The sequence below is a fragment of the Thermus thermamylovorans genome (assembly GCF_004307015.1).
Lineage (GTDB): Bacteria > Deinococcota > Deinococci > Deinococcales > Thermaceae > Thermus > Thermus thermamylovorans.
This window is the reverse complement of record NZ_SIJL01000001.1, coordinates 53,641-78,394: the sequence shown is the minus strand read 5'-3', so window position 1 is coordinate 78,394 and position 24,754 is coordinate 53,641. Positions and strand designations below refer to the sequence as shown.

Genomic DNA, 24,754 nt, shown 5'->3' with positions numbered 1-24,754 from the left:
TCTACCCATCCTATCACGCTCGTTGCGTATGATGGCGGGGTATGGACCTGGCCGCCCACATCGACCACACCCTCCTCAAGCCCACCGCCACCCCGGAAGAGGTCTTGAAAGCGGCGGAGGAGGCGCTGGCGCACGGCTTCTTCGGCCTCTGCATCCCCCCCTCCTACGTGGACCTGGTGCGGGAACGCTACCCCCACGCCCCTTTCCGCCTGGTGACGGTGGTGGGCTTCCCCCTGGGGTATGGGGATAAGGAGGTGAAGGCCCTCGAGGCCGCCCTGGCCTGCGCCCGGGGGGCGGACGAGGTGGACCTGGTGGTCCACCTGGGCCGGGCCCGGGCGGGGGATTTCGCCTATGTGGAGGCGGAGGTGCGGGCCGTGCGCCGGGCGGCGCCGAGGGCCGTCCTCAAAGCCATCCTGGAGACCGGCCACTTCGCCCCCGAGGAGCTGGCGGCCCTGGCCGAGGCCGCCATAGGGGGCGGGGCCGACTTCCTCAAGACCTCCACCGGCTTCGGCCCCCGGGGGGCCACGGTGGAGGACGTGGAGCTCCTGGTGCGGGTAGCCCGGGGCCGGGCAAGGGTGAAGGCGGCGGGGGGGATCCGCGACCGCAAGACCGCCCTGAGGCTTTTGCAGGCGGGGGCCAGCCGGCTCGGCACCTCCAGCGGGGTGGCCCTGGTGGCGGGCGAGGAGGGGCATGGGTACTAGGAGGCGGAGGCGCCAGGCCACCCTAGGCGGGCTCCCGGGCTACCTGGTCCTCCTCGTCCTTCTCCTCCTTTGGGCCTACCAGGAGCTGCGCCCCGGTCCCCCGCTTCCCGAGCCGGAACCCGCGGCCGGGGAGGCGGAAGTCTACTTCATGCCCCAGGAGGGGGAGGCCGCCCGGGCCCGCCTGGTGGCCCTGGTGGAGGGGGCGGAGGCCAGCCTGGAGGGGGCCTTCTACGAGTTCCGCGACCTGGAGGTGGCCCGGGCCCTCCTGCGGGCCCAAGAAAAGGGGGTAAGGGTGCGGCTTTACGGGGAGAGCGACTTCCGCCAGGACTTCCGCCGCTACCTGGTGGGGGCCCTCCTGGGCCAGCGGGGGGAAACGCCCCGGGTGCCCCAGGCGGCCCTCCGGGACCAGATCCGGCCCCTCTCCTTCGACTGCGAGGAGGTCGCCCGCATCCCCGTCTGCTTCGACGAGCGGGAGGGGTTCATGCACCACAAGTTCCTGGTGGCGGACGGAAAGGCGGTCTGGACGGGGAGCGCCAACCTGAGCGGGAACGCCTTCGCCCGCAACCACGAAAACAGCCTCCTCCTCCTCTCCCCCACCCTGGCCGAGGGCTTCCGCCGGGAGTTCGAGGCCCTCTTCCGGGGGGAGAAGGAGGGCCTGGGGCAGCCCGTCCCCTTCCGCCTGGCCGAACCGGAGGCCCAGGGAATGGCCTACTTCAGCCCCCGGGGAGGGGAGGCCACGCGGCAGGCCATCTTGGAAAGGCTGCGGGAGGCCCGGGAGGAGGTCCTGGTGGCCGCCTTCGTCCTAAGCGACCGGGAGGTGGTGCGGGCCCTGGGGGCAGCCCGGGAGCGGGGGGTGCGGGTGCGGGTGCTCCTGGAGACCCGCAACCTGCGGGACAGCCGCCACCAGGACCTCCTGGCCCTGGGGGTGGAGGTGCGCCAGGACGGCAACCCCTATACCATGCACCATAAGGTGATGGTGGTGGACGGCGCCTGGGTGATTACCGGAAGCTACAACTTCTCCCTGCGCGCGTGGCAGACAAACAACGAAAACCTCCTGGTCTTCTGGAGCCCCAAGCTGGCGGCCCGTTACCGGGAGGAGGTGCTGCGGCTGTGGGAGGAGGGACGCCCCCTTTAGTCCTCACCCTGGCCTCGGGGAGCCCCCGGCGCAGGGCCCTCCTGGAGGCCCTGGGCTACCCCTTGCGGGTGGTCCCCCCTAAGGTGGCGGAGGAGGGCCTGGGCCTACCCCCCAGGGAGCTGGCCCGGGAGCTCGCCCAGGCCAAGGGGGAGAGCGTGCCCGGCGAATGGGTTCTGGCCGCGGACACGGTGGTGGACCTGGACGGCCAGGTCCTGGGGAAGCCCAGGGACAGGGAGGAAAACCGCATCTTCCTCCAGCTCCTCTCCGGCCGGGCCCACCGGGTGCACACCGCCTTCTACCTGCGCACCCCCGGGGAGGCGGTGGTGGAGGTGCACACCGCCCGGGTCCGCTTCCGCAGCCTTTCCCAGGAGGAGATCGCCTGGTACGTGGACAGCGGGGAGGGCCTGGACAAGGCGGGGGGCTACGGAGCCCAGGGCCTGGGGATGGCCCTCTTGGCAGGGGTGGAGGGGGACTTTTACACGGTGGTGGGCCTGCCCGTGGCCCGGGTGTTCGCCCTGCTTTGGGAAAGGGGGTTCCGGCCGTGAGCGAGAGGGCCTTGCGACGGGGGCTCTTCCTCCTCCTCCTCTTCCTGGGGCTGGCCCTGGCCGCCCTCACCCGGCCCCTGGCCCCGGGCCTGGCCCTGAACCTCTCCCCCCTCACCGCCCCCCTCCCCGCCCTGGGCCACCGCCTGGGGCAGAACCTGCGGGCCGGGATGGGGGCCCTTTTGGACCGGCGGGACCTCCTTGCGGAAAACCGCGCCCTGCGGGAACGGGTGGCCCTCCTGGAGGGGGAGAACCGCCGGCTGACCCTGGAGGTGGAGCGCCTCTCCCGGGTCCTGGAGGTGCGCCAGCTCCAGGCTCCCGGGGTGGTGGCGGTGGCCCCGGTGGTGGGGGAGGACCTCTCCGGCCTCTACCGCCGCCTCCTCCTGGGCTTGGGGGAGCGGGACGGGCTGCGGCCCGGCATGCCCGTCACCGCCCCCCAGGGCCTGGTGGGGCTCGTGGTGGAAGTGGGGGAGCGGCAAGCCCTGGTGCGCACCCTCCTGGACCCGGAGAGCCAGGTGGGGGTGCGCCCCGAGGGGGGGCCAGGCCGGGGGGTCGCCCGGGGGGCCCCCCCGGACCGGCTGGTGGCGGAGTTCCCCCCCACGGTCCGGGTGGAGCCCGGCGACCTCCTCCTCACCGGGGCCCCCCTCGGCCTTTTCCCCGACGGCATCCCCGTGGGCCGGGTGGAGCGGGTGGAGAGGGTGCAGGGGGGGCTCAAGCAAAGGGCCTGGGTGCGGCCTTTGGTGGAGCTCTCCCTCCTGGAGGAGGTGATCGTCCTAAGGCCCCTATGAAGGCGCCCTTGGCCCTCCTCCTCACCCTCTTCCTGGCCGGGCTCCTGGGGGCCCTGTGGCCCCAGGGGCTCATGGCCCCCGACCTCTTCCTGGTCCTCGCCCTTTGGTACGCCCACGGGCGGCCCTACTACCTGGGCCTCCCCATGGCCTTCCTCCTGGGGCTTTTGCAGGACCTCCTGGGCTTCGGCCTCTTGGGCCTGCACGCGGTGGGCCTCCTGAGCGGGGCCTACGCCTTCTACGCCGCAGGAGAGCGCCTGGCCGCCCGGGAAACCCCAGGGGTCCTCCTGGCCTTTCTAGCCGCCTTCGCTGCCAAGTGGGCCGGCTACTTCCTGGTGGCCTACTGGCTGCGCCTGGACCTGCCCCCCTTGCTGCTGGGGGACATCCTCCTCGAGGGGCTCCTCACCCTGCCCCTCTTCCTCCTGGCCTCGCGGCTCGCCGGACCCGCCAGCCAGCCATGACCGGACGCCTTTACGCTCTCCTCCTCTTCCTCCTCCTCTCCTTGGGCCTTCTGGGCCTCAGGGCCTACCAGCTCCAGGTGCTGGAGCACGAGCGCTACGCCCTGCGCAGCCAGGGCAACCACCTGAAGGCCGAGGGCATCCCCGCCCCCCGGGGGCGGATCCTGGACCGCAAGGGGCGGGTGATCGCGGAGGACCGCCTGGTGGTGGACCTGGTCTACCAGGGGGGGGAGGTGGCCTTCCCCGAGCGGCTCCTGCCCCTTCTGGGCCTGGAAGCCCTCCCCCCGGCGGAGGGGCCCACGGTACTCCGGGCCGGGGTGCCGGAGGACCTCCTCCCCACCCTGGCGGAGCTCACCGCCGGACAGACCAACCTGAGGCTTTCCGAGCGCATCGAGCGCCACTACCCCAACCCCCTCTCCGGCCCCGTCCTGGGGTACGTCCTCCAGGCCAACCCCCAGCAGGTGGCCCAGGGCTACCACCCCGAGGAGCAGGCGGGCCAGGCGGGCCTCGAGGCCGCCCTGGAACCCCACCTGCGGGGCCGGCGGGGGGTGCGGACGGTGGAGGTGAACGTCCGCGGGGAGCGCCTGCGGGAAACCGTCCTGGAGGAGCCCACCCCCGGACAGGACGTGGTCCTCACCCTGGACCTGGAGCTGCAGCGGGCGGCGGAACGAGCCTTGGAGGAGGCCCTGGCCGACATCAACGAGGGCCGCAGGCGCAACGGCCTGCCCCCCTTAAGGCGGGTGCGGGGGGCCATCGTGGCCCTGGACCCCCGGACGGGGGAGGTTCTGGCCATGGCCAGCGCCCCCTCCTTCGACCCCGGCCTCTTCGCCCGCCGCCCCGTGCCCCGGGAGGTGCAAGCCCTCCTCCAGGACCCCGACCTCCCCCTGCTGAACCGGGCGGTCCAGCCCTACATCCCGGGGTCGGTCTTCAAGCTGGCCAGCAGCTACGCCCTCCTGGAGGAAGGGTACGTGGGGCCCACCACCGCCTTTCGCTGCCCGGCGGCCCTGGTCTACGGGGGCCAGACCCGGCGTAACTGGGCCCGGTGGGACATGGGCCCCATGCGGGTGCAGGAGGCCATCGCCTGGAGCTGCAACACCTGGTACTACCAGGCGGTGGCCCAGGATCCCCTGGGGGTGGTGGACCGCCTGGCCCAGCGGGCCCGCCTCCTGGGCCTGGGGGAGCCCAGCGGCCTGGAGATCCCCGAGCGCATCGGCCTCCTGCCCACCCGGGCCTGGAAGCAGGAGGCCCTCCGGGAGCCCTGGTACCCCGGGGAGACCCTTTCGGTGGCCATCGGCCAGGGCCCCATCCTGGTGACCCCGGTCCAGGTGGCCCGGATGCTGGCCACCATCGCCAACGGGGGGGAAAAGCCCACCTTGCGCCTGGTGAAGCGGGTGGGGGACCAGGAGACCCGGCCCCGGCTGGAATCCGTCCCGGGACGGCACTGGACGGTCCTCCAGGAAGGCCTGCGGCGCACCGTCCGCGAGGGCACCGCCCGGCACGTGTTGGGGAACTTCCCCGTGCCCACCGGGGGGAAGACGGGGACCGCGGAAACCCCGGGCAAGCGGCCGGGAACGGAGCACGCCTGGTACATGGGCTACGGCCCCGCGGAGCCGGGCACCCCCTACCCCCCCCTGGTGGTGGTGGCCTTCTTCGAGAACGGGGGGGAGGGGAGCCGGGTGGCCCTGCCCGCGGTGCGCAAGGTGATGGAGGCCTACTGGCGGGTAGGGAGCGAGGAAGGGCGCTCCCGGTAAAATGCCCCCATGCGGCTTCGCGCCAGCGCCAAGGCCCTGGCCCTGCGCCTGGACGGGGGGGAGACCCCGGAGGCCATCCGCGGCCTGAGCCTGCCCGAGGGCCTGCCCCTGGAGGTGGAAGTGGCCGCCCCCGTAGGCCAGGAGGTCCTCCAGGCCCTCCTGGAGCTGGGCCGCCCCCTCACCCTGGTACCCCCCCGGGGCCGCCCCACCCCGGGCACCCTAGTGGCGGCCAAAACCCTGCGGGCCGGGGAGCGGGTGGAACACCCGGGCACGGTGGTGGTCCTGGGGGACGTGAACCCCGGGGCCGAGGTGGCGGCCGGGGGGGACGTGATCGTGGTGGGAAAGCTCCGGGGCCTGGCCCACGCCGGGGCGGGGGGGGACGAGGGGCGCTTCATCTTCGCCCTGGAGCTCTCCGCCAAGCAGCTGCGCATCGGAAGCCTCCTGGCCCAGGCCCCGGAGGGGGCCCAGGCCCGGGGACCGGAGCTGGCCCGGGTGGAGGAGGGACGGATCGTGGTGGAGCCCTGGGCTAAAAGGCGATCGTCCCCGTAGCCACCCCGTGGCGCTGGAGGACCAGGTAGATCACCCAACCGCTCAGGGCCACGTAGAGCCAGACGGGGACCAGCACCCGGGCCCAACGCCGGTGGGCGGTGAACTCCCCCCTGAAGGCCCGCCAGATCACGTAGAGGGCCAGAGGGCCGTTGAGGGCGGCCAAAACGGTGTGGGTGAGGAGGAGGAGGTAGTAGGCGGTTCGCCACTCCTCCGGACCCCCGTAGGCGGTGGTGCCGTAAAGGCCCCACTTGGTGAGGTAGAAGACCAAAAAGAGGGCGGCCAGGACGGTGGCCGTCAGCATGGCCCGGGGGTGCCAGACCCGGTCCCCCCGCCGGATGAAGACCAACCCCACCACCAAGGCCAGACCCGAGAGCAGGATGGCCACCACCGCCAAAAGTCCCAGAAGCTCCTTCATCCCCGTTCCCCCAAGCGCTCGGCCCAAAGGCGCGCAGGCTCCAGACGGGCCGTGCGGGCGTAGCTGTACCCCCTGAGGTAGTGCTCCTCCCTGCCCAAAAGCTGGTGCAGGCGCAGGTAGACCACCGCCAAAAGCCCGTCCCGCTCCCTCCCCGGGGGCAGGCGGTGCAGGCGCTTGGCGATCTCCTGGAGCCTCGAGGCCTGCCCCGCCTCCAAAGGGGTCTCCCGCAGGGCCCGCGCCAACTCGGGCAGGGTCTCGCCCAAAGGCCGCATACCCCTATGAGGCTACCACGGCCGGGCCTAGGGAATGCGGCGGCTGGCACGGTTGCCCGCGGCGTCCACGGCGATGATCACCGCCCCCGCGGGGACCTCGGCCAAGAAGGCCACCGTGGGCTCCTTGGGCAGGGAAAGGGGGGTGAAGCGGTTCCCCACCTGGACCACCACCCGGTCCACCAGGACGTTGTCCTCCACCCGCCCGTACACCCGGTAGAGGTTCCCCTCCCGCTCCAGGCGCTCTACCAGGATGCGGGGGGGCTCGGCGTCCAGGACCAGGGGCACCCGCTTCCTCCCCCGGTTGCCCACCCCGTCCTCGGCCTCCAAGAGGAGCTCCACCCGGCCCGAGGCCGGGGCCTGGAGGCGGAAGCGGAACTGGACCAGCTGCCGCCCCCGCTCCCCCTCGGGGAGGAGCTGTTGCCCGTTGGCCCACACCCCCAGCACCCCCGAGGGATCGAAGGCGTAGCCCCGCACCACGAGCTCCCCCCCTGGGGCCACCGCACCTCCTAAGGGCTCCACCAGGCCGATCTCCGGGGGGGCGGTGTCGGGCCGGGCGCAGGCGGAGAGAAGGGCAAGGAGAAGGAGGGGACGCCAGCGCATCCCCTCCAGTCTAACCAGGAAAATCAGAAGCCGAAGTTAGCCCCGACCTTCAGGTAGTAGAGGAAGGCCCCACCCCCGCCAAAAGCGTAGGTGGGCTGGAACTCTACAAACCCCACCACAGGGGTTCCAGGTAAGGAGGCCCGGATCCCCAAGGTCCCATGCACGCCGAAGTCGGTGTTGCCTGCGAACAGCCAGAAATTGGCCCCGGCACCCAAATAAGGCGTGGCAGGCAGGTCAGGCACAGCCAACGGCAAGAGGACATCGCCGCTAAAACCGGTTATAAGCACCCCTGCTGCCGAGGTAAAGTCAAGCCCTGCCCTCACCTCGGGCATCCCAGGCCCCAGAGGCATTCCCGCATGCAAGCCGATGTTAAAAAGGTTGACCCCACCGCCACCAAACAGGCCTAGATGCCCGCCCGCATACGGGGACTGCGCAAAGGCTAAACCGAGAGCAAGCAGGACTGCCAAAAAGAGCTTTTTCATCATACACCTCCTGAGCCGGCCCAGAGATAGGGAGCGCCCATGCCCTACTACACCGGGCCTATTTCATCTTATCAAAACCGTTCTTTCCGTCAAGTGGTGTACAGGGCGTTGATGCGCACGTACCCCTCCGTGAGGTCGCACCCCCAGGCCACCCCCTCCCCCTTCCCTTCCCCCAGGTCCACGAGGACCTCCACCTCCTCCGCCCGCATGGCCTCCCCCGCCGCCCGGCGGTCGAAGGGCAGGGCCTCCCCCGCATAGAGGGGGATTCCCTGCAGGGCGATGCGCACCCTGAGGGGGTCAAACCGGGCCCCGGAGTTCCCCAGGGCGGCTAGAATCCTGCCCCAGTTGGGGTCGTTGCCGTAAAGGGCGCTCTTCCAGAGGGCGCTTCCCGCTATGGCCCTGGCCGCCCGCCGGGCCTCCTCCTCCGTGGCCGCCCCCACCACCCGCACGGCCATGAGCTTGGTGGCCCCCTCCCCGTCCCGGGCGATCTTGCGGGCGAGCTCCCTCGCCACCCCCTCCACCGCCTCCAGGAGGGTTCCTAAGGGCACCTCGCCGTAGGCGCCGTTGGCCATGAGGAGGGCCAGGTCGTTGGTGGAGGTGTCCCCGTCCACGGTCACCTGGTTGAAGGTGCGGTCCACAACCCCCCGCCAGGCCTCCCTGAGGGCCTCCTGGGGCACGCGGGCGTCCGTCACCAGGAAGGCCAGCAGGGTGGCCATGTTGGGGTGGATCATGCCGCTGCCCTTGGCCACGCCCACGATGCGAGCCCCCGCCACCTCGGCCTCGGCCACCTTGGGCACCAGGTCCGTGGTGAGGATGGCCTCGGCGAAGGCGTCGGCCTCCGGGGTGAGGGGGATCTGGGGGAGGCCCCCCTCCACCCTCTCCACCGGCAGGGGGACCCCGATCACCCCGGTGGAGGCGGTGAGGACCTCCTCGGGAACCACCCCAAGCCGTCGGGCGGCGGCCTCCGCCATCCTCCGGTCGTCGGAAAACCCCCGCTCCCCCGTGGCGCAGTTGGCGTTTCCCGCGTTCACCACCACCGCCCTCAGGGCCCTTCCCGAGGCGTAAAGCTCCCGCCCCCGCTGGACCGAGGGGGCCGCGGCCCGGTTCCGCGTGGCGGCATAGGCCCAAGCCGCGGGCAGGCCGGAAACCAAAAGGGCCAGATCCGGCTTGCCGGAAGGCTTGATGCCCGCCCGGGTGGCCCCCGCACGGAAACCTCTGGGGAGCTTCACGGCCATAGACCCTCCTTGGGCAGCGCCGTCTCTTCGGGGAAACCCATCATGAGGTTAAGGTTTTGCACCGCCTGCCCCGCCATGCCCTTCACCAGGTTGTCCAGGGCGGCGAAGACCAGGACCCGGCCCGTGCGCGCCTCGTAGAGGGGCTTGAGGTCCACCCGGTTGGAGCCGTAGGTGCCCTTGGTCTCCGGCAAAGCCTCCCGCAACACCCGCACAAAGGGCTCCCGGGCATAGAAGTCCCCGTAGAGCTCGTCCAAAACCTCCTGGCGCCAATCCCCCTCCACCTCCGCCTCGGCGGTCACCAGGATGCCCCGGGTCATGGGCACCAGGTGGGGGGTGAAGGCGAGGCGGACCTCCCCGGCCTCCCCGTGGGTCCGCACCGGGCGGCCCTGGGCCAGGAGGCGGCCTAGGTTTCGCTCCATCTCCGGGATGTGGCGGTGGGTGCCCCCCACCCTGTAGGGCTTGAGGTTCTCGTTCACCTCGGCGTAGAAGGTGCCCTCCCCCTCCCGCCCGGCCCCGGAAACCCCGCTTAAGCCCACCACGAAGGCGCCCTTCAAGGCCCCCGCCGCCGCCAGGGGGGCCAGGGCCAGGGTGGCGGCGGTCACGTAACAGCCGGGGTTGGCCACGAGCCGCGCCTCCCTTATCTCCTCCCGGTGGAGCTCGGGCAAGCCGTAGATCGCCTCCCGATAAAGGGTGGGGCTTTGGTGGGGGATGCCGTACCAGGCCTCGTAGACCCCGGGGGGCAGGCGGAAGTCCCCGGAGAGGTCGATGACCCGCTTGCCCATCGCCAGCGCCCTGGGGGCGATTTCCATGGCCAGGCCATTGGGAAGGGCGAGGAAGACCACCTCAGAGCGCTCCAGGACCTCTTCCTGGGAGGCGAAGGGCCGTTCGTCCCAAAGCTGGGGCCAGGCGGCAGCGAGGGGCTTCCCCTGGTGCTTGCGGCTGGAGAAGCCCACGAGTTCCACCCCGGGGTGGGCCTTCAGAAGCCGGAGGAGCTCCCCTCCCCCGTAGCCCGAGGCCCCCAGGAGGCCCACCCTTACCACGACGCCCTCCGGGCCCCGCCCCCTCGAGGCCTCCACCGGGGGCCTTGGGGGCGGCGAGGCGCCCATAGCGCCCTCGGGAAGAGGGATGGGATCCGCACCATACCCTTAGCCTAGCAGGGCGAGGAGGACCGCCTTGGCGGTGTGCAGGCGGTTTTCCGCCTGGTCGAAGACCCGGCTCCTGGGGCCGTGGACCGCCTCCTCCGTGGTCTCCTCCCCGTAGTGGGCCGGGAGGCAGTGGAGGAAGAGGCCTTGGGGGTGGAGGAGGGCCAGGAGCTCCCCGTTCACCTGGAAGCCCTGGAAGTCCCGGAGGCGCCGCTCCCGCTCCTCCTCCTGGCCCATGCTGGTCCAGACATCGGTGTAGAGGGCGTGGGCCCCAAAGGCGGCCTCCTTGGGATCGTGGGTGAGGAGGGCCCCCGCCCTGCGCAGCAAAGAGGGGTCGGGCTCGTAGCCCCTGGGGGTGGCCACCCGCACCCTGAGGCCCACCAGGGGGGCCACCTCCAGGAGGGAGTGGAGGACGTTGTTCCCGTCCCCTACCCAGGCCACCTCCAGGCCCGAAAGCCCGCCGAAGGCCTCCTTCAGGGTGAGAAGGTCCGCCAGGGCCTGCAGGGGATGGGCCCGGTCGGAGAGGGCGTTCACCACGGGAATCCGCGCGTGGCGGGCTAGGGCCTCCACCGTCTCGTGGCGGTAGACCCGGGCGGCGATCCCTTCCACGAAGCGCTCCAGGTTTTTGGCCACGTCCCGCACCGGCTCCCGTTCCCCGATCCCCACCTGCTTCTGGTCCAGGTAGAGGGCGTGCCCCCCCAGGTGGAGCATGGCCACCTCCAGGGTGGTGCGGGTGCGCAAGGAGGGCTTTTCGAAGAGCAGGGCCAGGACCCTGCCCTTCAGGTCCTCCCCCCGGTAGCGCTCCCGCTTGAGGCCCTCCGCCAGGAGCAGGAGGCTTTCCACCTCCTTGGGGCCGTAGGCCGAGAAGTCCAGAAGGTCCTTGGGCCGGGTGAGGGCGTCTCCCGCCATGAGGCCTCCAGGATACCCCAAGCCTGCAAAGTTATGCAAGGCCCTACGCCCGGCTCCAGGGCACGCACAGCACAGGCAGCGGGCTCACGAAGGGCTCCGCGTAGTCCACCCCCAGGTAGTTCCCCCAGTGGCGCCGGAGGGCCCGCCGGGCCTCCACCCCCTTGGGCCCCACCGTCTCGCTTACCCCCTCCCCGGAAAACTGGCTTTTGTAGGCCCGGACCGCGGCCTCCCACCGGTCGATGAAGGCGGAGATCTTCACCAGGAAGCTGGGGGTGAAGGGGTGGTTTCCCGGGTAGAAGAAGAGCCTTTCCACCCGGTGGGGCTCCCCCTCCAGGGGGGCCTTACCGAGGCCCGCCAGGTGCACCGCCGCCACCGCCAGGCGGCTCGCTGCGGTGTGGTCGGGGTGGCGGTCGGCCTCGAGGGGGGCCAGCACGACCCGGGGACGAAGCCCCCTCAGGGCCGCCGCCAGGGAAAGCCGCTGCTCCGCCACGTCGGCAAGCCCCCCGTCCGGCAGGCCCAGGTTGCCCCTGTAGTCCAGCCCCAGGATGCGGCTGGCCTCGGCCACCTCCCTCGCCCTTTCCTCCGGGGTGCCCTTGGAGCCCATCTCCCCCCGGGTGAGGTCCAGGATGCCGGTGGAAAGCCCTTCCGCCTTGGCCCGGGCCAGGGTGCCCCCGCACCCCAGCTCCCCGTCGTCGGGGTGGGGGGCGAGGACCAGAAGGTCAAGCACGGCCCTCCCCCTCCAAAAGGCCTCGCAAAAAAGCGCTCAACTCGGGAACCTTGCGGACCACGCTATCCCAGTTCCCGAACCCCCAAAGCGCGAGGGGTAGCCGCCTGAGCCCGCAATAGGGCGAGGATTTCCTTCGGCTCCACACCTCGAGTCTAGCGAATCTCGGCCCTCTCGCCCAGCCGCCTCTCCGTGCCCGCCTGAAGCCGCCTCAGGTTGTCCCGGTGCGTCCAGAAGACGAGGAGGGCCATGAGGGCCACGGTGAGGAGGAGCCAGGGGGGCCGCCCCAGGGCCAGGGCCAGGACCACGGCCGCCACCCCCCCGGCCAGGCTCCCCGCGGACACGTACCGGGTGAGGAGGGTCACGGAAACCCCGATGGGAAAGGTCCACAGGGCCAGGGCGGGGTCCAGGAAGAGGAGGGTGCCGAAACTGGTGGCCACCCCCTTCCCCCCCCGGAAGCGGAGGAAGAGGGAGTGGTTGTGCCCCAGGACCGCCGCCAGGGCCACGCCGCCCAGGAGGGCCCCCTCCACCCCGGCCGCCCGGGCTAGGAGGACGGCGATGCCGCCCTTGAAGGCGTCGAAGAGGGCCACCGCCAGGGCAGGGCCCGGCCCCAGGGCCCTCAGGGCGTTGGTGGCCCCGATGTTCCCCGAGCCCACCCGGCGGAGGTCCACCCCATAGGCCCGGGCCACCAGCACCCCGGAGGGCACGGACCCGAAGAGGTACGCCAACACGAGGGCCAAAAGCGCGGACGCCATGGGTAGGATTTTAGCTGCTGGCGGAGGTGTAGCTGCGGAGGGCGAAGCGGAAAAACCCCCGGGCGAGGAGGAGGAGGGAGGCCGCCAGGGCCAGGGCCCAGAGGACCCCCTCCCCCCGGCCCAAGGCCGCCTCCGCGGGCACGGTGGTGAGGAAGGCCACGGGCACCACGAAGGTGAAGAAGACCCGGTAGAGGGCGGGGTAGGCCCCCACGGGAAAGCGCCCCGCCTCCAGAAGCCCCCTGAGGACCTCGGTGACGTTGTAGATCTTCACGAACCAGATGCTGGTGGTGGCCAGGAGGAACCAGAGGCTGTAGAGCATGGCCGCCCCCAGGGCCCAGTAGAGGGCGAAGAGGAGGTAGTCCCCGGGGCCTAGGCCCAGCCGCCCCCCCGCGTAGAGGAGGAGCCCGAACCCCAGGAGGTAGTCCCCCAGGCCCCAGGGGGAGAAGGAGCGCAGGGAGAGCCAGAACTGGGGGTCCAGGGGCTTCAGGAGCACGAAGTCCAGGGTGCCCTGCTGCACGTGCTCCACGATCTTGTTGAGGTTGGGGGCAAAAAGGGTGCTCCCTAAGCCCTGCAAAAGGGTGAAGGCCGCCAGGACCAAAAGGGCCTCCTCGAAGGCCCACCCCCCGGGCCGGTACCCCCCCTGGTAGAGGAGGAGAAGGCCGAAGAGGGCGCCCAAAAGGGTGAGACCCGAGGAGAGGAGGCCCAGGAGGAAGTTGAGGCGGTACTCCATCTCCGCCGCCAGGCTTAAGCGCAGGAAGAGGAGGAAGACCCGGAGGTAGCGCACAGGGGCCATTACACCACGGGTAGACTGGAAAGGTGCGCGAGGCCCCCGCCGTCTTGGCCCAGGACCTCACCAAGCACTACCAGGTGGCCCTCAAGGGGGAAAGCCTCCTCGCCACCCTGCGCCACTTCTTCTTCCGGAACTACCGCACGGTAAAAGCGGTGGAAGGGGTTTCCTTTGCCGTCTATCCCGGAGAGGTGGTGGGGTTCCTCGGCCCCAACGGGGCGGGCAAGACCACCACCCTGAAGATGCTCACCGGCCTCATTCACCCCACAAGGGGCCAGGCCCTGGTGGCGGGGCACGTGCCCTGGCGGCGGGAGAAGGCCTTCTTGAAAAAGATCACCCTGGTGATGGGCAACAAGCAGCAGCTCATCTGGGACCTGCCCGCCGTGGACACCTTCCGCCTGAACGCCGCCATCTACGAGATCCCCGAGGCCGAGTTCCGAAGGCGGGTACTGGAGCTCGCCGAGATGCTGGCCCTCACGGAAAAGCTCCACCAGCCGGTGCGCAAGCTCTCCCTGGGGGAGAGGATGAAGGCCGAGCTCCTGGCGGCCCTCCTCCATCGGCCTCAGGTGCTCTTCCTGGACGAGCCCACCCTGGGCCTGGACGTGAACGCCCAGGTGGCGGTGCGGGAGTTCGTGCGGGAGTACAACCGGCGCTTTGGGGCCACGGTCCTCCTCACCAGCCACTACATGGCGGACATCGCCGCCCTCTGCGAGAGGGTCCTCGTCATCCACCAGGGAAGGCTCCTCTACGACGGAGCCTTGGAAGGGCTCTTGGAGCGCTTCGCCCCTTACCGGGAGGTGGGGCTCACCCTGAAAGCACCCCTCCCCCGGGAGGCCCTGGCCCCCTTCGGGGAGGTGCGGGAGCTGGAGGGGCGGGAAGCAAGGCTCCTGGTACCCCGGGAGAGGCTCACGGAAAGGGTGGGGGAGATCCTCAATAGGCTTCCCGTGGAGGACCTCGAGGTCCGGGAGCCCCCCCTGGAGGAGGTCATCGCCCGGGTCTTCCAGAATCCGGTCCCGGCGGAGGGGGCATGAGGAAGGCCAGAACCCTCCTCTCCGTCTACCTGGCCTACATGCTGGAGTACCGGGCGGAGCTCTTCCTATGGGCCCTGGCGGGGGCCCTGCCCCTCATCCTCCTCGGGGTCTGGACCGAGGCCGCCCGGGGAGGGGACTTCCCCTTAAGCCCGGGGGAGTTCGCCCGCTACTTCCTCATGGTCTTCCTGGTGCGCCAGGCCACGGTGGTCTGGGTGGTCTGGGAGTTCGAGCGGGACGTGGTGGAAGGCCGCCTCTCCTTCCACCTCCTGAGGCCCCTGGACCCCTTCTTCGTCCACCTGGCGGCCCACGCGGCGGAGCGCCTGGCCCGGCTCCCCTTCGTCGTCCTCCTCACCCTCTTCTTCTTCTGGCTCTTCCCCGAGGCCCGCTTCACCCCGGAACCCCTCCCCTTCCTCCTCGGGCTCCTCTTCACCCTCCTGGCCTTCCTCCTCCGTTTTCTCATGCAGTACGCGGTGGCCCTCCTGGCCTTCTGGAGCGAGCGGGCCAGCGCCCTGGAGGAGGTCTTCTTCCTCCTCCTCCTCTTCCTCTCGGGGACCATCGCCCCCCTGGAGGTCTTCCCCGAACCCCTCCGGCACCTCGCCCTCCTCACCCCCTTCCCCTACCTCGTCTACCTGCCCGCCGCCCTCCTGGCGGGGCAGGAGGTGGCCCTCTTCCCCGGCGTCTGGGTGATGCTCCTCTGGGGGGTGGCCTTCTTCCTCCTCGGGCGGCTCTTGTGGCGCATGGGGCTAAAGCACTACTCGGGCCAAGGAGCATAATGAGGGTATGGCCACCCGCTACCGCTTTCGCGTGGAGGAGTTTGAGCGGGCCTTCCGGGATGTCCCTCGGGTGGAGCTTTTAAGGGGAGAGGTCTACCAGATGAGCCCGATTGGACCCAAGCACGCCTTCGCGGTTGCCCAACTGGACGAGCGTTTGCAGGAGGCCCTGAGGGGTAAAGCGGTGATCATGGTGCAAAACCCCCTACGGCTTTGCGAGGACTCCGAACCCGAGCCGGACCTCCTGGTGCTCAAGCCCCCCCTCAGCCGTTATCGGGATCGGCACCCCACGCCCGAGGACGTCCTCCTCCTCATCGAGGTGGCCGACACCTCCTTGGGGTTCGACCGGGAGGTGAAGCTTCCCCTCTACGCCGAAGCCGGGATCCCCGAGGTCTGGCTGGTGAACCTGAAGGAGGACCTCCTGGAGGTCTACCGCGAGCCCCGTGAGGGGCGGTACCGGGCCATCCGCCTCCTCTCCCCCACCGAGGCGGCAAGCCCCCTCCACTTCCCGGAGGTCAGCCTCCCCTGGGCGTAGCCTCCCCCACCGGGTAGAGGAGGGCGTAGGCGTAGCCCTCGGTGAGGGCCTTGAGGGAGGCCTCGAGGATGTTCTCGCTGGCCCCCACGGTGCCGAAGCGCTCCCCACCCCGGCGCATCTCCACCATCACCCGCACCCCTGAGCCCGTCCCCGCCTCCTGGCCCGCCAGGATGCGCACCTTGTAGTCGGTGAGCTCCACGTCGGCCAGCTCCGGGTAAAACTGCAAGACCGCCTGGCGGAAGGCCTTATCCAGGGCGGAAACCGGCCCCGAGGGGCTCTCGGCGGCGGTGTGCTGCAGGCTCTCCCCCACCCTGACCCGCACCGTGGCCTCGGCCCAGGCGGCGGCGAGGCCCGAGCCGTGGACGAAGACGGAAAACCCCTCCACGCTGAAGGGCAGGCGTCCCCCTCTAAGGCGGTGGGCCAGGAGGTAGAAGCTGGCCTCCGCCCCCTCGAAGGCGTAGCCCTCGTACTCCAGGGCCTTGACCTCGTCCAGGAGGCGCTGGGCCTCCTCCCTGGAAAGATCCACCCCCAGCTCCTGGAGCTTGGCCAGGAGGTTGGAGCGCCCCGCCACATCGGACACCAGGAAGCGGCGGCTATTCCCCACCCACTCCGGAGGAATGTGCTCGTAGGTGCGGGGGTTCTTGAGGACCGCGGAAACGTGCACCCCCGCCTTGTGGGCGAAGGCCGCCTCCCCCACGTAGGGGGCGCGGCGGTTCGGGGTCTGGTTGGCCCGTTCGTCCACGAAGTGGGAAAGTTCCTTAAGCTCCCTCAGCCTTTCCGGAGGTAGGGCGGGGATCTTGTACTTGAAGACCAGGGCGGGGAGGAAGCTCGTGAGGTTCAGGTTGCCGCACCGCTCCCCGTACCCGTTGACCGTGCCCTGGGCGTGGGTGGCCCCGGCCCTGACCGCCGCCAGGGCGTTGGCCACCGCCAGCTCCGCGTCGTTGTGGGGGTGGATGCCCACCCTCACCCCGGGAAAGCGCTCCACCACGGCCTTGGTGATGGCGTAGACCTCCTCGGGGAGGGTGCCCCCGTTGGTGTCGCAGAGGACCAGGGTGTCCGCCCCCCCTTCCCGGGCGGCCTCCAGGGTGGCCAGGGCGTAGCCGGGGTCCTCCTTGTACCCGTCGAAGAAGTGCTCCGCGTCGTAGACCACCCGCTTGCCCCGCTTCGCGAAGAAGGCCACCGTGTCCCGGACCATGCGGAGGTTCTCCTCCAGGGTGGTTTCCAGGGCCTCCAAAACGTGCAGGGTCCAGCTCTTGCCGAAGAGGACCACCACCGGGGTGTCCGCCTCCAGGAGGGCCAGGACCGAGGGGTCCTCCTCGGGGAGGAGGCCCTTCCGCCTGGTGGCCCCGAAGGCGGCGAGGCGGGCTTCCCCCAGGTCCACCCCCTTCATCCGCCGGAAGAACTCCGCGTCCTTGGGGTTGGACCCCGGCCAGCCCCCCTCGATGAGGGGGATGCCGAAGGCGGCGAGGCGCCTGGCGATGGCCACCTTGTCGTCCACGGAGAGGCTGATCCCCTCCCCTTGCGTCCCGTCCCTCAGGGTGGTGTCCAGGATCTCCACCATCCGGCCCCCCTTGGCGGCGCAGGCCACCTGGGCCCTAGGACCCCGCGCCCCCGGCCTGCACCTCCGCCAGGGAGGGGGGGTGGCGGGTGGCCCGGCCCGAGGCCAGCTTCCCCGCGGCGTCCAGGAAGGCCCGGGCCGAGGCCTCGATGATGTCCGGGGAGACCCCCACCCCCACCGCCTGGAGCTCCCCCAGGCGCAACCGCACCGTCACCTGGCCCAGGGCCTCGGTGGAGCCCGTCACCGCCTCCACCCGGTAGAGCTCCAGCTCCGGCCTGAGGGCGATGGCCTCCTGGATGGCCTTGTAGACCGCGTCCACCGGCCCGTCCCCGGTGTGGGTGGCCACCTTCACCCCCTCCGGGGTCTTCACCTTCACCGTGGCCGTGGGCAGGAGCCCCGAGCCGGAGAAGAACTGCACGTGCTCCAGGGCGAAGAAGTGGGAGGCGGGCTCCCGCTCGCTCTCCACCAGGGCCTGGAGCTCCTCGGCGGAGAGGGGGCCCTTCTTCTCGGCGATCTCCTTGAAGCGGGCGAAGAGGAGCTTGAGGTCTTCCTCGCCGAGGTCCCCGTAGCCCAGGTCCTCCAGGGCCTTCTTGAAGGCCGCCCGCCCCGAGTGCTTGCCGAGGACGATCACCGCGGGCCGCCTGCCGATGAGCTCCGCGTCCATGATCTCGTAGGTGGAGCGGTGCTTCAAGACCCCGTCCTGGTGGATGCCGGACTCGTGGGCGAAGGCGTTGTCCCCCACGATGGCCTTGTTGGGGGGCACGGGCATGCCGGTGTAGCGCTCCACCAGGCGGGAGACCCGGTAGATCTCCCGGGTGTTGATGCGGGTGTAGGCCCGGTACCAGTCCCGGCGCACGTAGAGGGCCATGACCACCTCCTCCAAGGAGGTGTTCCCCGCCCGCTCCCCGATGCCGTTCACCGTGCACTCCACCTGGCCCGCCCCGTTCTCGATCCCCGCCAGGGCGTTGGCCGTGGCCAGGCCCAGGTCGTCGTGGGTGTGGGTGGAGATGACCACCTCCCGGCCCCGCACCACCTCGTCGCGGATGCGCCGGATGAGGGCCCCGTACTCCCCGGGGGTGCCGTAGCCCGTGGTGTCGGGGATGTTGACCGTGGTGGCCCCGGCCTCGATGGCCACCTCGTAGAGCCTTTTCACGAAGTCCCAGTCCGCCCGCATCACGTCCTGGGCGCTGAACTCCACGTCGTCCACGTAGCGCCGGGCGTAGCGGACCATCCGGTCCGCCATCTCCAGGACCTCCTCCTCCGTCTTCCTCAGCATGTGCTCCAGGTGGATCCTGGAGGCGGAGGTGAAGACGTGGATCCTGGGCTTCTCCGCCTTTTCCAGGGCCCTGGCCGCCTGGTCGATGTCCAGGGTGTGGGTGCGGGCCAGGGCGGCGATGACGGGGCCCCTTACCTCCTCGGCGATCCGCCTTACCGCCTCGAACTCCAAGGGCCCGGATACGGGGAAGCCCGCCTCGAGGATGTCCACCCCGAGCCGGGCCAGGGCGTGGGCGATCTCCAGTTTCTGGTCCAGGGAAAGGGCCACCCCTGGGCTCTGCTCCCCGTCCCTCAGCGTGGTGTCAAAGATCCGGATGTGCCGCTCTTCCATCTTCCTCCCTCCCTCAAAACACCAACCCCCCCAGGAGGGGGGCCTTATCGCCTTGGCTAGCCCACCTCCTCCAGTACCCTCGCCCGCAGGAAGGGCATCATGGCCCGCAGCCTAGCCCCCACCTCTTCGATGGGGTGCGCCCCCCAGCGCTTGCGGCCCGCCTCCAGGACGGGCTGGCCCGCCTGGTTCTCCAGCATCCACTCCCGGGCGAACTCCCCCGTCTGGACCTGGCGCAGGATCTCCCGCATCCGCCTTTTGGTCTCCTCCAGGGGGACGGCGAGGTCGCCCCGGGTGTAGTCCCCGTACTCCGCGGTGTTGGAGATGGAGTAGCGCATCCCCCTAAGCCCCGCCTCGTAGATGAGGTCCACGATGAGCTTCACCTCGTGCACCGTCTCAAAGTAGGCCATCTCCGGGGGGTAGCCCGCCTCCACCAGGGTTTCAAACCCCGCCTGGATGAGCCGGGTAAGCCCCCCGCAGAGCACCGCCTGCTCCCCGAAGAGGTCGGTCTCCGTCTCGTCCTTGAAGGTAGTGGGGATGACCCCGGCCCGGGCCGCCCCGATGGCCTTGGCGTAGGCCAAGGCGGTGGGGAAGGCGGAACCGGAGGCGTCCTGGTGCACCGCCACCAGGGCGGGGACCCCGCTTCCCCTCTGGTACTCGCTCCGCACCAGGTGGCCCGGCCCCTTGGGGGCCACCATCCAGACGTCCAGGTCCCGCCGGGGCCGGATCTGGCCGAAGTGGACGTTGAAGCCGTGGGCGAAGGCCAGGGCCGCCCCCTCCTTGAGGTTGGGCTCGATCTCCTCCCGGTACACCTTTCCCTGGGTCTCGTCGGGGAGGAGGACCATGACGACGTCCGCCTCCCGCACCGCCTCGGGGGTGGGCAGCGCCCGAAGCCCCGCCGCCTCCGCCCGGGCAGCGCTCCTGGAGCCGGGCCTGAGCCCCACCCGCACGTCCACCCCGGAGTCCCGTAGGTTCAGGGCGTGGGCGTGCCCCTGGGAGCCGAAGCCCAGCACCGCCACCTTCTTGCCTTGGATGAAGCCTAGGTCCGCATCGTGCTCGTAGTAGATCTTCATACCGCCTCCCGTTTTTCCCTGACCTTGAGGGTGCGCTCCCCGCGGCTCATGGCCACGGCTCCGGTGCGCATGACCTCGAGGATCCCGTAGGGCCTTAAGGCCTCCAGGAAAGAGTCTATCTTCCCCGAGTCCCCGGTGAGCTCCAGGATCAGGCTCCGCTGGGCCACGTCCACCACCCGGGCCCGGAAGGCCTCCTGGATGTCCTTCACCGCCAATCTTTCCTCCACCCCGGCCACGTGCACCTTCACCAGGCAAAGCTCCCGCTCCACGTGGGGCTCGGCGTGGTCGGTGACCTTCAGGACCTCGATCAGCCGGTTCAGCTGCTTCTCCACCTGCTCCAGGGTGCGGTCGTCCCCGGAGACCACCAGGCTGATGCGGGAAAGCCCCGGCACGTGGGTGGTGCCCACCGCCAGGCTCTCCAGGTTGAAGCCCCTCCGGGCGAAGAGGCCGGTGATGCGGTTCAGCACCCGGGGGTGGTCCTGGACCAGGACGGAGATGATGTGCCTCACGCCCCCACCTCCTCCCTTTCCGCGGGGTGCTCGATGATCATGTCCTCCGCCGCCCCCCCTGCGGGGATCATGGGGAAGACCCCCTCCTCCTGGTAGACCTTGAACTCCGCCACCACGGGGCCGCTGGCGGCGAGGACCGCCTCCACCCCCCGCATGAGGTCCTCCTTCCGCTCCACCTTCACCCCCTGGACGCCGTAGGCCTCCGCCAGCTTGGCGAAGTCGGGGTTGGAGTCCGCCAGGTAGACCTCGGAGTAGCGCCGGGCGTGGAAGAGGTCCTGCCACTGGCGCACCATGCCCAAATAGCCGTTATTCAGGATCACCACCTTGACGTCCAGCCGGTACTTCACCAGGGTGGCCAGCTCCTGCAGGGTCATCTGGAAGGAGCCGTCCCCGTCGAAGTCGATGACCAGCTCCTCGGGCCGGGCCACCTTGGCCCCGATGGCGAAGGGCAGGCCCACCCCCATGGTGCCCAGGCCCCCGCTGGTGAGGAAGCTCCGGGGCCGGGTCACGGGGAAGAACTGGGCGGCGAACATCTGGTGCTGCCCCACCCCGGTGGTGACGATGGCCCGCCCCCCCGTGGCCTCGTGGAAGGCCCGGATCACCTCCTGGCTCTGCAGGTGGGGCTTGGGGCGCCAGCGCAAGGGGTGGCGGGTGCGCCACTCCTCCAGCTCCCGCCACCAGGCGGCCAGCCTCAGGGGCTTGGCCCCCTTGAGCATCTCCCGCAGGACGAGCCTCGAGTCCCCCACGATGGGCACGTGGGTGCGCACCAGCTTGCCGATCTCCGCGGGGTCGATGTCCACGTGGATGATGGTGTGGGCGTGGGGGGCGAAGCGGGCCACCTTCCCCGTCACCCGGTCGTCGAAGCGGAGGCCCACCGCCAGGATCACGTCCGCGTGGTGGAGGGCCCGGTTGGCGGCCACGGTGCCGTGCATCCCCGGCATCCCCAGCCAAAGGGGGTGGTTCCCGGGGAAGGCCCCCAGGCCCATGAGGGTGGTGATCACGGGGAGGCCCGTCCTTTCCGCAAAGGCCAAAAGCTCCCCGTGGGCGTGCTGGGCCCCGCCCCCCACCATGAGGACGGGCCTTTCCGCCTTCTCCAGGGCGTCTAGGGCCCGCTCGATCTGCTTGGGGTGGCCCTTGGTAGTGGGCTTGTACCCGGGGAGGTCGGGCACCACCTCGAAGCTCCCCGTGAACTCGGCGAGCTGCACGTCCTTGGGGATGTCGATGAGGACCGGGCCCGGCCTGCCGGTGGCGGCGATGTGGAAGGCCTCCCGCACCACCCGGGGGAGGTCGTTCACGTCCTGCACCAGGTAGTTGTGCTTGGTGATGGGCATGGTGACCCCGGTGACGTCCGCCTCCTGGAAGGCGTCGGTGCCGATGAGGGCCCGGGGCACGTTCCCGGTGATGGCCACCAGGGGCGTGGAGTCCATGAGGGCGTCCGCCAGGCCGGTGACCAGGTTGAGGGCCCCGGGGCCCGAAGTGGCCATCACCACCCCCACCCGGCCCGAGGCCCGGGCGTAGGCGGTGGCCGCGTGCACCCCCCCCTGCTCGTGCCGCACCAGGATGTGGCGGATCCGGCTGTCGTAGAGGGCGTCGTAGACGGGCATGATGGCCCCCCCCGGGTGGCCGAAGACCACCTCCACCCCCTCCCTTTCCAGCGCCCTTAAGAGTGCCTCCGCTCCCTTCATCGCCCCCTCCTAAACGGAAACCCCCCGGGTTCTCCGGGGGGTTGTGGATGCGCCCTAAACCGCTACACCCCGCCCCCCCCTGGCCCTACGATTAGGACCAGGCCTAGGGATAGGGTGAGGCCGAAGCGCATCTTGCACCCCATGCTAGCGCCCCTTGTGAAGGCTGTCAATAGCCCCGCCGGGCGATGGCGGCCAGGGCCAGCCTGGCGTGCTCCCGCCCGTTTTCGATGAAGACCGAACGGGTATCCGGCCCAAAGGCGCAGGAGCCGATGGCGAAGAGGCCCGGGCGGCTGGTCTCGAACTCGGGGGAGAGGAGGGGCCTCTCCCCCTCGTAGGCCACCTGGGCCGCCTTCAGGAGGTGGTCCTCCGCCCGGTAGCCGATCTGGACCAGGACGAAGTCCGCCTCCAGGAAAGCTTCCCCCGAAGGCCTCTCCAAGAGGAGGCCCTCCGGGGTGATGGCCCTCACCCGGGCCTCCATCACCGCCAGAATGCTCCCCTCCTTCACCCGGTTCTCGAAGTCGGGGAGGAGCCAGTACTTCACGCTGGGCCGTACCCACTTCCCCCGGTGCACCAGGGTGACCCGGGCCCCCGCCCGGTACAGGTCCAAGGCCGCCTCCACCGCGGAGTTGCTCCCCCCCACCACCGCCACCTTCTGCCCGAAGAAGGGGAAGGCCTCCTCGTAACGGTGGAGGACGTGGGGCAGCCCCTCCCCCGGCACCCCCAGGCGGTTGGGGTTGCCGAAGTACCCCGTGGCCAGGACCACGTAGCGGGCGGCGAAGACCTTTTCCCCCTTGCGGTCCCGGGCCAAGATCCGGTAGTCCCCTTCCCCTCCCTCGATCCCCACCGCCTCCGTGTAGGGGAGGATGCGAAGCCCCTCCCGCTCCGCCACCTTCTGGTAGTAGAGCAGGGCCTCGAGGCGGGTGGGCTTGGGCCCGTGGGCCACCAGGGGATGGCCTCCGATCTCCAGGTGTTTGGACTCGGAGAAGAAGACCATCTGCCGGGGAAAGCGGTAGACCGTCTCCGCCACCGCCCCCCTTTCCAGGACCAGGTGGGCGAGGCCCAGGCGCTTGGCCTCCAGGGCCGCGGCCAGGCCCACGGGCCCCGCCCCCACCACGAGGACGTCCACCACGCCCCCAAGTTTACGCCGACCCGCGGGTTTTCTCCCGTGGGACGGCCCACCAACCGGGGCCCAAGGCGCCCTCCCCACCCCGCGGCCGCCGGAGGGGGTCCCGGCCGGGCGGCCCCGGGTACGCCGCCAGGGGGAGGCGTAAAATCGGGCTGGAGGTGCCCTATGGAATACCGGATCGAGCGGGACACCATGGGCGAGGTGAGGGTGCCGGCGGACCGCTACTGGGGGGCCCAGACCCAGCGCTCCCTGGAGCACTTCAAAATAGGGGCCTTTCGCTTCCGCATGCCCCTGGAGGTGATCCGCGCCTACGGCCTGCTGAAGAAGGCGGCGGCCAGAGCCAACCTGGAGCTGGGGGAGCTCCCCGAGGAGATCGCGAGGGCCATCATCCAGGCCGCGGAGGAGGTCATCCAGGGGAAGCTGGACGACCACTTCCCCCTGGTGGTCTTCCAGACGGGTTCGGGCACCCAGACCAACATGAACGCCAACGAGGTCATCGCCAACCGGGCCTCGGAGCTCCTGGGGCACCCCCTGGGCTCCAAGCACGTCCACCCCAACGACCACGTGAACCGGGGCCAGAGTTCCAACGACACCTTCCCCACCGCCATGTACGTGGCCACCGCCCTTGCCCTCCACCGGCACCTCTACCCGGCGGCGGAAGGGCTCATCCAGACCTTTGAGGCGAAGGCCAGGGCCTTTGACGGCATCGTCAAGGTGGGCCGCACCCACCTCATGGACGCGGTGCCCATCACCCTGGGCCAGGAGGTGGGAAGCTGGGCCGCCCAGCTCAAGAACACCCTGGCCATGGTCAAGGAGGCGGAAAAAGGACTTTATAACCTGGCCATCGGGGGCACGGCGGTGGGCACGGGCCTGAACGCCCATCCCCGTTTTGGTGAGCTGGTGGCCCAGTACCTGGCCGAGGAAACGGGCCTCCCCTTCCGGGTGGCGGAAAACCGCTTCGCCGCCCTCGCCGCCCACGACGAGCTGGTGCACCTCATGGGGGCCCTCAGGACCCTGGCCGGGGCCCTCATGAAGATCGGCAACGACATCCGCTGGCTGGCCTCCGGGCCCTACGGGGGCATCGGGGAGCTCTTCATCCCCGCCAACGAGCCCGGAAGCTCCATCATGCCCGGCAAGGTGAACCCCACCCAGGTGGAGGCCCTCACCATGGTGGTGGTGCGGGTCTTCGGCAACGACCATGCGGTGGCCTTCGCGGGCAGCCAGGGGAACTTCCAGCTGAACGTCTACAAGCCCGTGATGATGGACGCGGCCCTGGAGTCCATCAAGCTCCTGGCCGAGGCCATGGAGTCCTTCAACGAGCACCTGGCCCAGGGCATGGAGCCCAACCTGGAGCGGATCGAGGAACATCTCCAGAAGAACCCCATGCTGGCCACGGCCCTCAACCAGGCCATCGGCTACGACAGGGCGGCGGAGATCGTGAAGAAGGCCATCAAGGAAAAGAAGACCCTGAAGCAAGCTGCCTTAGAGCTGGGCTACCTCACGGAGGAGGCGTTCGACCGCATCGTGGTGCCCATGAGGCTGGCCAAGCCCCACGAGGGGTAGGGGCCTGCCTTTGTGAGAAGCCCCACCCCCAAGGTGGGGAGGCTCCTTATAGTGAGGGG

27 protein-coding genes are annotated in these 24,754 nt (G+C 70.4%); 11 read left to right on the top strand and 16 right to left on the bottom strand.

Going from position 1 to position 24,754, the window contains the following annotated elements; genetic code table 11:
- Positions 1 to 41: 41 nt before the first annotated feature.
- From deoC to ETP66_RS00385, 7 genes are read left to right on the top strand one after another with little or no spacing between them, the layout of a single operon-like run.
- Positions 42 to 701 (top strand): deoxyribose-phosphate aldolase, encoded by a 660-nt coding sequence (gene deoC / locus ETP66_RS00415; protein ID WP_130839555.1) that lies wholly within the window; start codon positions 42 to 44, stop codon positions 699 to 701.
- On the top strand, positions 691 to 1,836 hold the full coding sequence (locus tag ETP66_RS00410) for a phospholipase D-like domain-containing protein (protein ID WP_130839553.1): 1,146 nt from the start codon (positions 691 to 693) through the stop codon (positions 1,834 to 1,836). The genes deoC and ETP66_RS00410 overlap by 11 nt, the downstream gene beginning before the upstream one ends.
- The gene (locus ETP66_RS00405; RefSeq protein WP_130839551.1) at positions 1,812 to 2,381 is read left to right on the top strand and encodes a Maf family protein; all 570 of its coding nucleotides are present in this window, start codon (positions 1,812 to 1,814) and stop codon (positions 2,379 to 2,381) included. The genes ETP66_RS00410 and ETP66_RS00405 overlap by 25 nt, the downstream gene beginning before the upstream one ends.
- Positions 2,378 to 3,166, top strand: coding sequence for a rod shape-determining protein MreC (gene mreC, locus ETP66_RS00400; protein ID WP_130839549.1), 789 nt, complete (start codon positions 2,378 to 2,380; stop codon positions 3,164 to 3,166). Before ETP66_RS00405 ends, mreC begins: the two co-directional genes overlap by 4 nt.
- The gene (gene mreD, locus ETP66_RS00395) at positions 3,163 to 3,624 is read left to right on the top strand and encodes a rod shape-determining protein MreD (RefSeq protein WP_130839548.1); all 462 of its coding nucleotides are present in this window, start codon (positions 3,163 to 3,165) and stop codon (positions 3,622 to 3,624) included. The genes mreC and mreD overlap by 4 nt, the downstream gene beginning before the upstream one ends.
- Entirely contained in the window at positions 3,621 to 5,372 is a 1,752-nt protein-coding gene (locus ETP66_RS00390) for a penicillin-binding transpeptidase domain-containing protein (protein ID WP_130839546.1), read from the top strand. Before mreD ends, ETP66_RS00390 begins: the two co-directional genes overlap by 4 nt.
- Positions 5,373 to 5,381: 9 nt before the next feature.
- The gene (locus tag ETP66_RS00385) at positions 5,382 to 5,921 is read left to right on the top strand and encodes a septum site-determining protein MinC (protein WP_130839544.1); all 540 of its coding nucleotides are present in this window, start codon (positions 5,382 to 5,384) and stop codon (positions 5,919 to 5,921) included.
- Here the strand turns inward: ETP66_RS00385 and ETP66_RS00380 are convergent.
- From ETP66_RS00380 to ETP66_RS00335, 10 genes are all read right to left on the bottom strand, one after another.
- Positions 5,899 to 6,336 (bottom strand): DUF420 domain-containing protein, encoded by a 438-nt coding sequence (locus tag ETP66_RS00380; RefSeq protein WP_130839543.1) that lies wholly within the window; start codon positions 6,334 to 6,336, stop codon positions 5,899 to 5,901. The two genes, ETP66_RS00385 and ETP66_RS00380, sit on opposite strands and share 23 nt — an antisense overlap.
- Positions 6,333 to 6,608 carry a hypothetical protein gene (locus tag ETP66_RS00375; RefSeq protein WP_130839541.1) on the bottom strand — a complete coding sequence of 92 codons (276 nt, stop codon included), beginning with the start codon at positions 6,606 to 6,608 and terminating at the stop codon, positions 6,333 to 6,335. Before ETP66_RS00375 ends, ETP66_RS00380 begins: the two co-directional genes overlap by 4 nt.
- Before the next feature lie 27 nt (positions 6,609 to 6,635).
- Positions 6,636 to 7,208, bottom strand: a complete 573-nt coding sequence (locus ETP66_RS00370; protein WP_130839539.1) for a hypothetical protein — start codon at positions 7,206 to 7,208, stop codon at positions 6,636 to 6,638.
- Positions 7,209 to 7,231: 23 nt separating this feature from the next.
- Positions 7,232 to 7,690 (bottom strand): hypothetical protein, encoded by a 459-nt coding sequence (locus tag ETP66_RS00365; RefSeq protein WP_130839537.1) that lies wholly within the window; start codon positions 7,688 to 7,690, stop codon positions 7,232 to 7,234.
- 89 nt (positions 7,691 to 7,779) lie between these two features.
- Positions 7,780 to 8,925 carry a bifunctional glutamate N-acetyltransferase/amino-acid acetyltransferase ArgJ gene (gene argJ, locus ETP66_RS00360; RefSeq protein WP_130839535.1) on the bottom strand — a complete coding sequence of 382 codons (1,146 nt, stop codon included), beginning with the start codon at positions 8,923 to 8,925 and terminating at the stop codon, positions 7,780 to 7,782.
- A complete protein-coding gene (argC, locus tag ETP66_RS00355) occupies positions 8,916 to 9,956 on the bottom strand; it encodes an N-acetyl-gamma-glutamyl-phosphate reductase (RefSeq protein WP_130839955.1) in 1,041 nt (346 codons plus the stop codon). Before argC ends, argJ begins: the two co-directional genes overlap by 10 nt.
- Before the next feature lie 114 nt (positions 9,957 to 10,070).
- Positions 10,071 to 10,976: an ornithine carbamoyltransferase gene (argF, locus tag ETP66_RS00350; RefSeq protein WP_130839533.1), complete on the bottom strand. Its 906-nt coding sequence runs from the start codon at positions 10,974 to 10,976 to the stop codon at positions 10,071 to 10,073.
- Between the two features lie 43 nt (positions 10,977 to 11,019).
- Entirely contained in the window at positions 11,020 to 11,703 is a 684-nt protein-coding gene (gene bshB1, locus ETP66_RS00345; RefSeq protein WP_130839531.1) for a bacillithiol biosynthesis deacetylase BshB1, read from the bottom strand.
- A 152-nt stretch (positions 11,704 to 11,855) separates the two neighbouring features.
- The gene (gene plsY, locus ETP66_RS00340; RefSeq protein ID WP_130839529.1) at positions 11,856 to 12,455 is read right to left on the bottom strand and encodes a glycerol-3-phosphate 1-O-acyltransferase PlsY; all 600 of its coding nucleotides are present in this window, start codon (positions 12,453 to 12,455) and stop codon (positions 11,856 to 11,858) included.
- Between the two features lie 10 nt (positions 12,456 to 12,465).
- Positions 12,466 to 13,248 (bottom strand): ABC transporter permease, encoded by a 783-nt coding sequence (locus ETP66_RS00335; RefSeq protein WP_201738430.1) that lies wholly within the window; start codon positions 13,246 to 13,248, stop codon positions 12,466 to 12,468.
- A gap of 23 nt (positions 13,249 to 13,271) precedes the next feature.
- Here ETP66_RS00335 and ETP66_RS00330 point away from each other — a divergent pair, with 23 nt between their 5' ends.
- From ETP66_RS00330 to ETP66_RS00320, 3 genes are read left to right on the top strand one after another with little or no spacing between them, the layout of a single operon-like run.
- Entirely contained in the window at positions 13,272 to 14,273 is a 1,002-nt protein-coding gene (locus tag ETP66_RS00330; RefSeq protein ID WP_130839526.1) for an ABC transporter ATP-binding protein, read from the top strand.
- The gene (locus tag ETP66_RS00325; protein WP_130839524.1) at positions 14,270 to 15,046 is read left to right on the top strand and encodes an ABC transporter permease; all 777 of its coding nucleotides are present in this window, start codon (positions 14,270 to 14,272) and stop codon (positions 15,044 to 15,046) included. Before ETP66_RS00330 ends, ETP66_RS00325 begins: the two co-directional genes overlap by 4 nt.
- A 7-nt stretch (positions 15,047 to 15,053) precedes the next feature.
- Positions 15,054 to 15,578, top strand: coding sequence for a Uma2 family endonuclease (locus ETP66_RS00320; protein ID WP_130839522.1), 525 nt, complete (start codon positions 15,054 to 15,056; stop codon positions 15,576 to 15,578).
- On the opposite strand, the gene cimA is transcribed toward ETP66_RS00320, so the two are convergent.
- From cimA to ETP66_RS00290, 6 genes are all read right to left on the bottom strand, one after another.
- Positions 15,559 to 17,139, bottom strand: coding sequence for a citramalate synthase (cimA, locus tag ETP66_RS00315; RefSeq protein ID WP_130839520.1), 1,581 nt, complete (start codon positions 17,137 to 17,139; stop codon positions 15,559 to 15,561). The two genes, ETP66_RS00320 and cimA, sit on opposite strands and share 20 nt — an antisense overlap.
- Positions 17,140 to 17,173: 34 nt before the next feature.
- Positions 17,174 to 18,742 carry a 2-isopropylmalate synthase gene (locus ETP66_RS00310; protein ID WP_130839518.1) on the bottom strand — a complete coding sequence of 523 codons (1,569 nt, stop codon included), beginning with the start codon at positions 18,740 to 18,742 and terminating at the stop codon, positions 17,174 to 17,176.
- A 56-nt stretch (positions 18,743 to 18,798) separates the two neighbouring features.
- Positions 18,799 to 19,812, bottom strand: coding sequence for a ketol-acid reductoisomerase (gene ilvC / locus ETP66_RS00305; RefSeq protein WP_130839516.1), 1,014 nt, complete (start codon positions 19,810 to 19,812; stop codon positions 18,799 to 18,801).
- Entirely contained in the window at positions 19,809 to 20,321 is a 513-nt protein-coding gene (gene ilvN / locus ETP66_RS00300) for an acetolactate synthase small subunit (protein WP_130839514.1), read from the bottom strand. Before ilvN ends, ilvC begins: the two co-directional genes overlap by 4 nt.
- Positions 20,318 to 22,006: a biosynthetic-type acetolactate synthase large subunit gene (gene ilvB, locus ETP66_RS00295; protein ID WP_130839512.1), complete on the bottom strand. Its 1,689-nt coding sequence runs from the start codon at positions 22,004 to 22,006 to the stop codon at positions 20,318 to 20,320. The genes ilvN and ilvB overlap by 4 nt, the downstream gene beginning before the upstream one ends.
- Positions 22,007 to 22,172: 166 nt before the next feature.
- Complete coding sequence (locus ETP66_RS00290; protein WP_130839510.1) at positions 22,173 to 23,135, bottom strand: YpdA family putative bacillithiol disulfide reductase; 963 nt, start codon at positions 23,133 to 23,135, stop codon at positions 22,173 to 22,175.
- Between the two features lie 162 nt (positions 23,136 to 23,297).
- On the opposite strand from ETP66_RS00290, the gene fumC reads away from it, so the two are divergent.
- Positions 23,298 to 24,695, top strand: coding sequence for a class II fumarate hydratase (fumC, locus tag ETP66_RS00285; RefSeq protein WP_130839508.1), 1,398 nt, complete (start codon positions 23,298 to 23,300; stop codon positions 24,693 to 24,695).
- Positions 24,696 to 24,754: the final 59 nt, after the last annotated feature.

Excerpts from the sequence above, each read along its gene's own strand:
- deoC (WP_130839555.1), top strand. The coding sequence starts at position 42 with ATGGACCTGGCCGCCCACATCGACCACACCCTCCTCAAGCCCACCGCC.
- ETP66_RS00410 (WP_130839553.1), top strand. The coding sequence starts at position 691 with ATGGGTACTAGGAGGCGGAGGCGCCAGGCCACCCTAGGCGGGCTCCCG.
- mreD (WP_130839548.1), top strand. The coding sequence starts at position 3,163 with ATGAAGGCGCCCTTGGCCCTCCTCCTCACCCTCTTCCTGGCCGGGCTC.
- ETP66_RS00390 (WP_130839546.1), top strand. The coding sequence starts at position 3,621 with ATGACCGGACGCCTTTACGCTCTCCTCCTCTTCCTCCTCCTCTCCTTG.
- ETP66_RS00385 (WP_130839544.1), top strand. The coding sequence starts at position 5,382 with ATGCGGCTTCGCGCCAGCGCCAAGGCCCTGGCCCTGCGCCTGGACGGG.
- ETP66_RS00380 (WP_130839543.1), bottom strand. The coding sequence starts at position 6,336 with ATGAAGGAGCTTCTGGGACTTTTGGCGGTGGTGGCCATCCTGCTCTCG.
- ETP66_RS00375 (WP_130839541.1), bottom strand. The coding sequence starts at position 6,608 with ATGCGGCCTTTGGGCGAGACCCTGCCCGAGTTGGCGCGGGCCCTGCGG.
- ETP66_RS00370 (WP_130839539.1), bottom strand. The coding sequence starts at position 7,208 with ATGCGCTGGCGTCCCCTCCTTCTCCTTGCCCTTCTCTCCGCCTGCGCC.
- ETP66_RS00365 (WP_130839537.1), bottom strand. The coding sequence starts at position 7,690 with ATGAAAAAGCTCTTTTTGGCAGTCCTGCTTGCTCTCGGTTTAGCCTTT.
- argJ (WP_130839535.1), bottom strand. The coding sequence starts at position 8,925 with ATGGCCGTGAAGCTCCCCAGAGGTTTCCGTGCGGGGGCCACCCGGGCG.
- argF (WP_130839533.1), bottom strand. The coding sequence starts at position 10,976 with ATGGCGGGAGACGCCCTCACCCGGCCCAAGGACCTTCTGGACTTCTCG.
- plsY (WP_130839529.1), bottom strand. The coding sequence starts at position 12,455 with ATGGCGTCCGCGCTTTTGGCCCTCGTGTTGGCGTACCTCTTCGGGTCC.
- ETP66_RS00335 (WP_201738430.1), bottom strand. The coding sequence starts at position 13,248 with ATGGCCCCTGTGCGCTACCTCCGGGTCTTCCTCCTCTTCCTGCGCTTA.
- ETP66_RS00325 (WP_130839524.1), top strand. The coding sequence starts at position 14,270 with ATGAGGAAGGCCAGAACCCTCCTCTCCGTCTACCTGGCCTACATGCTG.
- ETP66_RS00320 (WP_130839522.1), top strand. The coding sequence starts at position 15,054 with ATGGCCACCCGCTACCGCTTTCGCGTGGAGGAGTTTGAGCGGGCCTTC.
- cimA (WP_130839520.1), bottom strand. The coding sequence starts at position 17,139 with ATGGTGGAGATCCTGGACACCACCCTGAGGGACGGGACGCAAGGGGAG.
- ETP66_RS00310 (WP_130839518.1), bottom strand. The coding sequence starts at position 18,742 with ATGGAAGAGCGGCACATCCGGATCTTTGACACCACGCTGAGGGACGGG.
- ilvC (WP_130839516.1), bottom strand. The coding sequence starts at position 19,812 with ATGAAGATCTACTACGAGCACGATGCGGACCTAGGCTTCATCCAAGGC.
- ilvB (WP_130839512.1), bottom strand. The coding sequence starts at position 22,006 with ATGAAGGGAGCGGAGGCACTCTTAAGGGCGCTGGAAAGGGAGGGGGTG.
- fumC (WP_130839508.1), top strand. The coding sequence starts at position 23,298 with ATGGAATACCGGATCGAGCGGGACACCATGGGCGAGGTGAGGGTGCCG.